Here is an 8,989-nt window from a genome sequence, read left to right as displayed (position 1 = left end):
GACCCGGCGGACACCCGCGAAACGCTGATCAGCGCCCTCTCGATGCTCCGCAGCAAGCACGCCGACCTGCCGTCCCGCAAGCACGGCAACCCGCCACAATGACACAAGCCCCCGAAAGGCCGCTGAACACATCATGACCGCGCAACCCAACGGCGTGACCCCGCCCGTGCCCCCGACGGAGACCGACCGGACCCTGCACTTCGCCGGTCAGGCCACCTTCGGCCGCATCCCCCGCCTCGACCAGGTGGACAAGGCGGACATCGCCGTGGTCGGAGTCCCCTTCGACGGGGGCGTCACCTATCGCCCGGGCGCCCGCTTCGGCGGCAACGCCATCCGCGAGGCCTCCCGCACCCTGCGCCCCTACAACCCGGCGCAGGACGTCTACCCCTTCCACTACAGCCAGGTCGCGGACGCAGGAGACATCAGCGCCAACCCCTTCAACGCAGCCGAGGCGGTGGAGACCATTGAGGCCGCGGCCGACGAACTGCTTTCCGGCGGGGCCCGGCTGATGACGCTCGGCGGCGACCACACCATCGCGCTGCCGCTGCTGCGCTCGGTTGCCAAGAAGCACGGCCCGGTCGCGGTCCTGCACTTCGATGCGCACCTGGACACCTGGGACGACTACTTCGGCCAGCAGTACACCCACGGGATGCCCTTCCGCCGGGCCGTGGAGGAGGGCGTCATCGACACCTCGGCCCTCTGCCACGTGGGCACCCGGGGTCCGATCTACGGCAAGAAGGACCTCGACGAGGACGCCAAGCTCGGCTTCGGCATCGTCACCTCGGCCGATGTGATGCGGCGCGGGGTCGACGAAATCGCCCAGCAGCTGCGCGAGCGCGTGGGCGACCGGCCGCTCTACGTCTCCATCGACATCGACGTGCTGGACCCGGCGCACGCCCCCGGCACTGGCACCCCGGAGGCCGGCGGCATGACCTCCCGCGAACTGCTGGAGATCCTGCGGGGTCTGGCCGACTGCCAGTTGGTCTCCGCTGACATCGTGGAGGTCGCGCCGGCCTACGACCACGCTGGCATCACCTCGGTGGCGGCCTCGCACGCCGCCTACGAGCTGATCACGATCATGTCCAAGCAGATCGCCCCGGTCCGATGGGGCCTGGCGTAGTCGGCGTCGCGGGTGGAGCCGGAGCGTGAAGGCGCCGACCACGCCCGCATGCGCGAAGGAGAACGTCTGACGGCATCGGGGCTCGGGATGTGCGGGGTGGTGTGTCCCGTCGGCAGTGGGTCCAGGCCTGGTGGATCGGGTGGTGGCCGGAGAGGAAGAGCGCAGGCGAGGCGGTACCGTTCTGGATTCGTACGTCGGCGGCTCCGTCGTCTTGGTGACGCGCCCCTCCTGAGGAGGGGCTTGCCTGCTTATGGTCTGGCCTCGAACGATGCCCCGAATGTGGGCGCCCGCACCGGGGGTTCCCGCGATGTGGAGACGGCCTTCGCCTGATGTCGGAGCTTCCCCTGCAACCGACCCGCACTCCGGCTACCCGATCACAACCCCTCCCCGCGCGCGACGGTCCGTACCGCCTCTATCAGCTCCGCCGCCTCCGCGTTCTTCAGCAGGAAGCCGGAGGCGCCCGCCTGCAGCGCCCCGAAGACGTACTCGTCGAGGTCGAAGGTGGTCAGCACCAGTACGTCCGCCAGGCGCTCCTCGACCACCAGGCGGGTCGCGGACACCCCGTCGAGCCGGGGCATCTGCACGTCCATGAGGACGAGATCCGGCCGCAGCTCCCGGGCCAGGCGCACCGCCTCCTCCCCGTCGGCCGCCTCGCCCGCGACCTCGATGTCGCCCGCGCTGCGCAGGATCAGCACCAGCCCGGCCCGCACCGCGGCCTGGTCCTCGGCCACCACCACCCGGATGGTCACATCTCCACCGCCTTCTCCTCGGCGGGCAGGTCCGCCCGCACCAGCCACACCGGTCCCGACCGGCCCGCCGTGAACTCCCCGCCCAGCAGTTCCGTCCGCTCCCGCATGCCGATCAGCCCGGCCCCCGAGCCCGGCGCGCGGGGCCCGGGGCGGTCCCCGTAGGGCGAGTCCACCACTACGCTCAGCAGTCCGTCCTCGTGCGCCACACGGACCGTCACCGTGCCGGGGGCGGCGTGCTTGAGGGCGTTGGTCAGGGACTCCTGGACGATCCGGTACGCCGCCAGCTCCACCGGGGCTGCCGCAGGCTCCCCGGACGGCCGGTCGTTGTGCAGGACGAAGGCCAGGCCGCTCGCCGAGCCGTTGGTCCCGGCCTGCCCAATCAAGTCGTCGAGACCGGCCAGCGATGGCACCGCGACCGCCTCCTGGTCGCCCCCGGCGTCCCGCAGCAGCCCGATCAGGCGGCGCATCTCGGCCAGCCCCTGCACGCTGTTCTCGCGGATCACACCGAGCGCGTCGCGGCTGGTCGCCGCCGAGTCGATGGAGAGCGCGGCGGTGGAGTGGATGGCGATGGCGGACAGGTGGTTGGCCACCATGTCGTGCAGTTCGCGGGCCATCCGGGCGCGCTCGGCGACGACGGCCTGGCTGCGGTCCATCTCGGCCAGCAGCGCCGTCTGCTCGGCGCGCAGCCGGGCCGCCTCGGCGGCCTCGCGGTGGTTGCGCAGGCTGGCACCGGTCAGGGCCGGGCCGAAGCTCACGATGCCGGTGATCACGCCGATCATCAGGGACTGGGGGGTGCGCAGCCAGGCCACCGAGGCGATGGTGATCACGACGGTGATCAGGCCCGTGGTCACCGGGAGCCACCGGGCCATGGCCGGTTTTCCGTACACGACGGCGGCGTACATCAGGTCCGTGAAGATCACGACCGTGGCGAGGCTGCCGACAGTGAACTGGTCCGCGATCACCCCCACGGTGCCGACGATCAGCGTCCCCTGCGGGGCGGTGCGGCGCAGCAGCTCCATCGCACCGAGCACCACGAGGGGAATCAGGGCCGCCCAGGCCGGCAGGGAGCCGCGCCCGGGGCTGCTATAGACGCCGAGCGACCAGAACACGAGGCCCGCGGCCACGCCGAGCACCGCGAGGAGGACGTCGTCACGGTGGGGGCGCAGGCTCTTGTCGGTCACGGTCCCATGCAACAGGGTGTACGTGCCCCACACCTCGTCCGAGCGGCGGAGGCGCGGCTACATCGAAAGATGCAGACGCACATGGTCAATGGCGACGAGGAACCGGGCGGAGGGGGGCGGTGCGTCCTGCCCGCGGACACTTCCCGAGTGTGAACTGAACCGGATTTCATAGCGGCTCTGAGCTTGTCGTTCGACCTCGGCGAGCTTGGTGCTCCTTGAACGACTCGGCGGGCCCTGTTCGCTGCCCGGCTCATGCTCCCGGCCGGGGACGACTCCGCGCAACGCAAGCGGCGCCCGAGCCGCATTCCTCGTCCGGTCAGCCGGGGAAACTTCCGGGGCCGTCGAAGGTGTCGCCGTTGCTGGTCGAATCCGGAAGGGCGAACTGGGTGCCGTCCAGGGCGAGCAGTCGCAGCCCGCGCCACCACGCTCCAGGCGTGGCCGGTGTGGCGAGCGGTCCGGCCACCTCCCGGAAAACGGTCTCCAGCACGTCCTCACCCAGCCGGGTTCGCGCCCGGCATGACGACGACCGGTTCACCCGTGCGAGGGCCCGGCTGCCTGGGATGCCGCTGGTCAGTACGCGTACCACCTCCTCGTACGACTCACGGGCGAACAGACACAGGGCCAGGACGAAATGCACGACCAGCCGCGCCGACAGAAGACGACGGCGCCGCTCGGCCCCGGCCGGTGCTTGGCTATCGCCGCGTCCACCAGCTCAGCGGTGAACACCTTCGTCAGGATCCCGATCCGCACCCGCTGGCCCGCACCCCACCCCGTCACACGCGGGGCAACGATCTCCGCAGTCACTCCCGACCCGCCAGCTGCGCAAGCAGCCTGACATGTCATTGAGAGGCTACTGCTCAGCCGCTACGGTGGCGAAAGCACTTCAGAGGGGGCAGAGAATGGATACAGAGGGCGAATCTCGCGAGTCGGTCGACGCAGGGTGGGACTTTCAGGCGCGTGCCGCAGTGCAGTGGGACGACCGGTCCCGAGGCTCCACTACAACTTGGGTACCCCCGATCATGGGAGCCCTTGTTGACGCGGCTCGGAACAGCGGGCTCGGCCAGTTCTATCCCTTCACCAGCCACGCCAGGCTGTGTTTCAGTATTGGTCGGCGGCGTTGGGTGGGCGAGGGCGACGTTCTCCCCGTGTGCATCGCCCTACTCCCCAAAGGCAGCTACTCGGTGGCGCACAAACACAACCCGGACAAGGTGCTGCTCGAAACGACCAGCCCTGATGAAGCCGTGGCGACGGCTGTGGCGGCACTCCAGGAGCATCTCCAGGCATAAGGGCGAGCCACGCGCGGCCGGACCGACAGCCGGAGGCTTGACTCAGTCATTGAGACTTCTTGCCATCCGCGCTGACCATCGGCCTTCCGAACCACAGGCCCAGGGCCGCCCACACGCCTCCGCGATGACCAGGTCCCTCGATCCCGAACTCCGTCGTACCCATGGCCAATTAGGGAGAAGCCGGGATGAGGAATGACATGACGCTCAAACCACCCGAGATGGGGAAAAACGGGCTCTGGCGCCGTTGTGGGGTTACGGGAGGTACCACTGCTGGTCGGAGTTGTAGTTGGCACCCCAGATGATCAGGTCCGCGCCATCGGTGTTGCTTTGAGGTCGTAACAGGATCTTGATGAGATGTCCTGGTTGGGCGTGACGATTCGACGATTCGACGATTCGACGATTCGACGGTTCGTGGTGGTGTGAGGACTCGGCCGTGGATCGTGGACGACGACTCGTGGGCATTGATCGAGCCTCTGCTGCCGCCCTGGCCGACGAGGTCGCCAGGGCCGCGGCTGGTGGCGGACCGGCTGTGTCCGCAGGGCATCCTGTACGTCCTCTGCAACGACCTCGCCTGGCAACTCCTGCCGCCCGAGCTGGGATTCGGCTCCGGCCAGACGTGCCGGCGGAGGCTGGAGCGGTGGCAGCAGGCCGGGGTCTTCGACCAGCTGCACCGGATCCTGCTCGCCGAGCTGAACGCGGCCTGCCGGCTCGACTGGTCCAGGGCATGCGTGGACGGCTCCCACATCCGCGCCTAAAAAGAGGGGGGAGCCGACACCGGTCCGTCGCCGGTCGACCGGCGGAAGACGGGCAGCAAACACCACCTGCTCTGCGACGGACGAGGAACCCCGCTCAAAGTCATCACCACCGCGGCCTCTGCGGCGGCCTGCCGTACGTGCTGTCGGGGCACGGGGCCGCCGACCAGCTGACCGCGGCCCTGGGCACCCCGAATCCGACCCCCGGCCAGGGCCCGGCCCAGGTCACGGTGTTCGCGGTCCGGGAGATGGTGACGGCCGACTTCCTCACAGACCCCGGCGACCCAGCCCAGCCTGCCCTCCACCCGGACCAGGTGGCCGTCCTCGCCGCGCGCCCCGATCTGGCCGAGCGGCTGGCCGAGGCCGTACCGCTCGGCCCCGACCAGGCCGCCGCCCGCCTCGGTTGGGCGCGCCACGCCCAGGAAGTGCGCGTCAAGTTCGGCGCGGCCCGCGGCGGCACAGTGTGGATCCCGCTTTACCGGGCCGGGGACATCGACCAGGTTCCCGCGGACCACCCTGAGGTGGACTGGCTTGACCGGGATCGTCAGCTTCGGACTGGTCTCCCTACCGGTCGCGCTCTACACCGCGCCGACCGCCACACGATCCGCTTCCATCAGCTCCAGCGGGGCACCGCCGACCGGATCCGCAACCGCCGCGTCAACGAGCGCACCGGCGACGAAGTCGACCTCGGCGACACCGTCAAGGGCTACGACACCGGCGAGGAGTACGTGATCGTCGAGCCGTCGGAGCTCGACGACATCGCGCCCGGCCGTTCCAAGGCCATCGAGGTCGCCGGGTTTGTCGACCTCGACGCCGTCGATCCGATCTTCTTCGAGCTCACGAAGTCCGAGCTGTACAAGAAGGCCGCGGCCGCCGGGATCGAGGGCCGCTCCTCCATGACCCACGATCAGCTGGCCGACGCTCTCGCACACACCTGCGGCCGCCGACGCAAGACGTAGGTCAGCTGCACCGCGAGCTCCTGGCCCGGCTGCCGCGGAGCGTGGAGCCGGTACAGAGGTGGCCGCGGGGGAGCGCTTCTCCCACCGCAGCGACGTACCCGACAGCCCCGGCCGGGCGGAGGAGTGCGGACTTCCGTCACCCGGTTTCGGGCCTTCCGCAGCTCCTCACTGGACCAGGACAGTGTGCGGGTGGCCTCCGCTCGCCGGGCAGGCGTACAGCTGGAGGTGGTTGGCGTCCAGCACCGTGATGTCGGGAGGATTGAACCAACTGTCGTCGGATGCACCGGGGACCCGGTCCTCGTTCGGGATCCAGCTCGTGCTGTGGCGGTGCCATTCGGACGAGGAGATGGTCAGCAGCGGCGTCATCGCTGTACCGCAGGCCACACAGAACCGCGGCACGGGGTCGGTCAGTCCCCAGGGGGCCCAGCCACCGATCTTCCAGCCAGGGGCGTGGGACAGCGCCTTGTCATAGAGCTCCAGCGGTTCGGCATCGTCAACCGGAATGCCCGCCGCCCGCCAGGGCGCGGGGTCCGTGATCTGCTGCTTCACCTCCTTGGGGAGTTCCAGGAAATCGGGGTACTCGGTGACCTGCTCCGGCGCGAGCACGCACGGCTCAGGCACGTAGAGGTCCTCGTCCGCGTCGAACGGCTCGGGTGGCGCGGCCAGCACGTCGGTGACATCCGCGGCGGTCCGCCAGGACAACTCGATCGGAATGCTTGAGTCCGGCGCGTGCTCCGAAGGGCACCACAGGACCTGCAACAGGTCGGTCCGCCCAGGCGGCCGCAGCAGGGGTATGTCCCGCGCGTACAACTGGGCCACGGGTACCAGGGGGTGGAGGCCTTCATGCTCGATGCGGCAGTACCGCCAGGGTTCCTGTGCGGGCCACAGCAGCGGCCCGCCGATCGAGCTGTCGTGCACGGTGGGAGAGCCGGGACGCGGGTGCAACCGGACCGCTGGGCGGGCCAGCGGGGCCAGCGCGGGGAAGACCGCGGCGATGTCGACCGGCCGCGGCGGGGTGGTACGTGTGCCATTCATAACGATGATTTTGCCGGGCCCCTCTGACAGCGAGCCACCCCAACAGGCCCAGCTGCGTCCTTCCTGCGTGCGCCGCACCCCCTGGTGGCGCCGGTTGCGAAGCGGCACAACCGCCGCGAACGCGATGAACCAGGCCTCCCAGGAGGCTTCCTGACGCAGACGTACACGCTCCGCCTGCTCCGGCCCCGCGGGCCCCACACCGGCCCACGCGGCGGCGTACTCCGCCACCGGCTGCGAGCGGTTCGCCGTGGCACCTACTCGCAGTCACCCAGGATCGACCCGGATCCGTCGGGGGTGAACGTGGCCCACAGCGTGAACAGCTCCAGGAGGATCGCCAGCACGTTGAACCACACGACGATGTAGGCCGCGAGCCCCGGCCAGGTCTCCCAGATCCGGAGGCCGTAGCGCCGACGGATCCGCTTGGCGAGCAGTACGCAGAGGAGCACTGCCGCCACGCCGAGGGCCGGCCCCGCCCATGCAGTGACGTACTCGCTCAGCGGGCGGGCCATGAGCCGGCATGCTTCCTGCTGTTTGTCGACCCAATCCTGGTGAATGACCTGGACGTCCCAGGAAGTGACGACCCCGAGCACGGCCACGACCGGGACGAGCAGCGCCGCACACACCGTGCCGGGCGAGATGCGTGGCGCCCGCCCGGTGTCGTGGAACGCTGCGGGGGAAGGGGAGGTTTCCATCAGTACCAATTCGGATGCGGTAGGACGATGTGGATGCGCTGCTCGCCGTGGTTCTTGGTGGCGATGTGTTCCCGGCTGTCCAGACTCACGTTCTGGGACGTGCTGGTGTGCTGGTGTGCTGGCTCAGTTTGACATCGCCGTCAGGGGTCACCGAGGTGACCACGGCAGCGTGGTGGATCTCGCCCCGGGGCTCGGATGGGTCGGAAGCCACCTGCTCGTAGAAGATGACGTCGCCCGGGAGTGCTTCCGATTTCGTGACTTCGGTACCGCCGTTGCGTACGAGGGAAACGGCCGTCTTGCCGGTGGCGTCCGCCCAGTGGTCGTCGAGCGGCTTCTTGCCCTGTGCGCGGATGTCCTCGCAGGCGGAGGAGGAGCGCCGGGCGAGGTCGACCCAGTCGTCCGCCGCCTCGGCGCGCGCCTGCGGATGATGCGGGAGCTGCGCGAGTCGGACGACCGCTTCGTCTGGCTCAACCAGTACGCGAATCCGAACAACGCGCTGGCGCACTACGGGTCGACGGCGCGGGCATGCCCCCGAAGATCGCCGCCGCCAGCTTCGGCGGGCGCCGGCTGGTTCAGAACGAGTACGACAGCTGGACCTACAGCGCGGAGCAGATGGCCCGCCTGCGCGAGCCCCTGCGCACGTCCCTGGAGGAACTCACCCGCTGAGGGGCCGGTTTGCTCTGCGCTCCCCGCGGACGGCGCAGGCCCGGGCCCGGGCCGTGGACTGTCTCCCTCACGGCCCGGGCCTCCTGCGGGATTTCGTATCAGCCCCTGGCAACGCTACTCACAGTTCCTGGTCGCGGAGGCCAGGGCTGTTACCACGCTCCGGGTCCAGGAGAACTGGGCCTGATCACGCTTCGCCTGGTCGTCGGAAGCGGGATACCCAAATCCGCCTTCACCGTTTTGCTGTCCGATGAGGAACGACATGGCGTCTCGGGTGATGCGGTGCCGGCGCCATCCGTCCTGGACGAGATCACGTACGGTGGCGGCCAACTGGCCGAGCTGGTAGGTCTCTCTGGCTTCACAGAGGGAGGTGGCGGCATGAAGGGGGTATGCACGGTGGCCGCGTGGCGCGGGCTGCCGAGGAAGGGCTGTGGCACACTCGAAGAACCCGTGCGGTCACTGTCACGTCACGGCCGTTCGGCAGCCCCCGCGGAGGGGGTCTTAGCCCTCCTCCGCGCGCATTGGCCGGTCGACAAGGCGATGCTGGTCGGC

General features: G+C 69.6%; 9 protein-coding genes and 2 pseudogenes. 5 read left to right on the top strand and 6 right to left on the bottom strand.

Going from position 1 to position 8,989, the window contains the following annotated elements; translation table 11 throughout:
* The first annotated feature begins 133 nt into the window (after window positions 1-133).
* A complete protein-coding gene (gene speB, locus AB0I68_RS38405; RefSeq protein ID WP_363182090.1) occupies window positions 134-1,120 on the top strand; it encodes an agmatinase in 987 nt (328 codons plus the stop codon).
* Between the two features lie 377 nt (window positions 1,121-1,497).
* Here speB and AB0I68_RS38400 read toward each other — a convergent pair.
* The 3 genes and pseudogenes from AB0I68_RS38400 to AB0I68_RS38390 form a co-directional block, all read right to left on the bottom strand.
* Window positions 1,498-1,869: pseudogene (locus AB0I68_RS38400) on the bottom strand (response regulator transcription factor); the annotation flags it as partial.
* A complete protein-coding gene (locus tag AB0I68_RS38395) occupies window positions 1,866-3,050 on the bottom strand; it encodes a histidine kinase (RefSeq protein WP_363182089.1) in 1,185 nt (394 codons plus the stop codon). The gene AB0I68_RS38395 and the pseudogene AB0I68_RS38400, both read right to left, overlap by 4 nt.
* Window positions 3,051-3,366: 316 nt before the next feature.
* A pseudogene (locus tag AB0I68_RS38390) lies at window positions 3,367-3,714 on the bottom strand (transposase domain-containing protein); the annotation flags it as partial.
* A gap of 172 nt (window positions 3,715-3,886) precedes the next feature.
* Between AB0I68_RS38390 and AB0I68_RS38385 the strand changes: the two are divergent.
* The 3 genes from AB0I68_RS38385 to AB0I68_RS38375 all read left to right on the top strand — a co-directional run bounded on the left by AB0I68_RS38385 (window position 3,887) and on the right by AB0I68_RS38375 (window position 6,047).
* Window positions 3,887-4,336, top strand: a complete 450-nt coding sequence (locus AB0I68_RS38385) for a DUF6193 family natural product biosynthesis protein (protein ID WP_363182088.1) — start codon at window positions 3,887-3,889, stop codon at window positions 4,334-4,336.
* A 440-nt stretch (window positions 4,337-4,776) separates the two neighbouring features.
* On the top strand, window positions 4,777-5,091 hold the full coding sequence (locus AB0I68_RS38380) for a transposase (RefSeq protein WP_363182087.1): 315 nt from the start codon (window positions 4,777-4,779) through the stop codon (window positions 5,089-5,091).
* A 137-nt stretch (window positions 5,092-5,228) separates the two neighbouring features.
* Window positions 5,229-6,047: a Ku protein gene (locus AB0I68_RS38375; protein ID WP_363182086.1), complete on the top strand. Its 819-nt coding sequence runs from the start codon at window positions 5,229-5,231 to the stop codon at window positions 6,045-6,047.
* Between the two features lie 165 nt (window positions 6,048-6,212).
* On the opposite strand, the gene AB0I68_RS38370 is transcribed toward AB0I68_RS38375, so the two are convergent.
* From AB0I68_RS38370 to AB0I68_RS38360, 3 genes are all read right to left on the bottom strand, one after another.
* Window positions 6,213-7,082: a hypothetical protein gene (locus AB0I68_RS38370; RefSeq protein WP_363182084.1), complete on the bottom strand. Its 870-nt coding sequence runs from the start codon at window positions 7,080-7,082 to the stop codon at window positions 6,213-6,215.
* Between the two features lie 254 nt (window positions 7,083-7,336).
* Window positions 7,337-7,774, bottom strand: coding sequence for a hypothetical protein (locus AB0I68_RS38365; protein WP_363182083.1), 438 nt, complete (start codon window positions 7,772-7,774; stop codon window positions 7,337-7,339).
* Between the two features lie 85 nt (window positions 7,775-7,859).
* On the bottom strand, window positions 7,860-8,279 hold the full coding sequence (locus AB0I68_RS38360) for a hypothetical protein (RefSeq protein WP_363182082.1): 420 nt from the start codon (window positions 8,277-8,279) through the stop codon (window positions 7,860-7,862).
* A 20-nt stretch (window positions 8,280-8,299) separates the two neighbouring features.
* Here AB0I68_RS38360 and AB0I68_RS38355 point away from each other — a divergent pair, with 20 nt between their 5' ends.
* Window positions 8,300-8,440, top strand: a complete 141-nt coding sequence (locus AB0I68_RS38355) for a hypothetical protein (RefSeq protein ID WP_363182081.1) — start codon at window positions 8,300-8,302, stop codon at window positions 8,438-8,440.
* Window positions 8,441-8,989 lie beyond the last annotated feature (549 nt).

Source organism: Streptomyces sp. NPDC050448, from assembly GCF_040655295.1.
Taxonomy (GTDB): Bacteria; Actinomycetota; Actinomycetes; order Streptomycetales; family Streptomycetaceae; genus Streptomyces.
The sequence above is the reverse complement of the archived record's forward strand: the minus strand, read 5'-3'. Positions and strand labels throughout refer to the sequence as shown.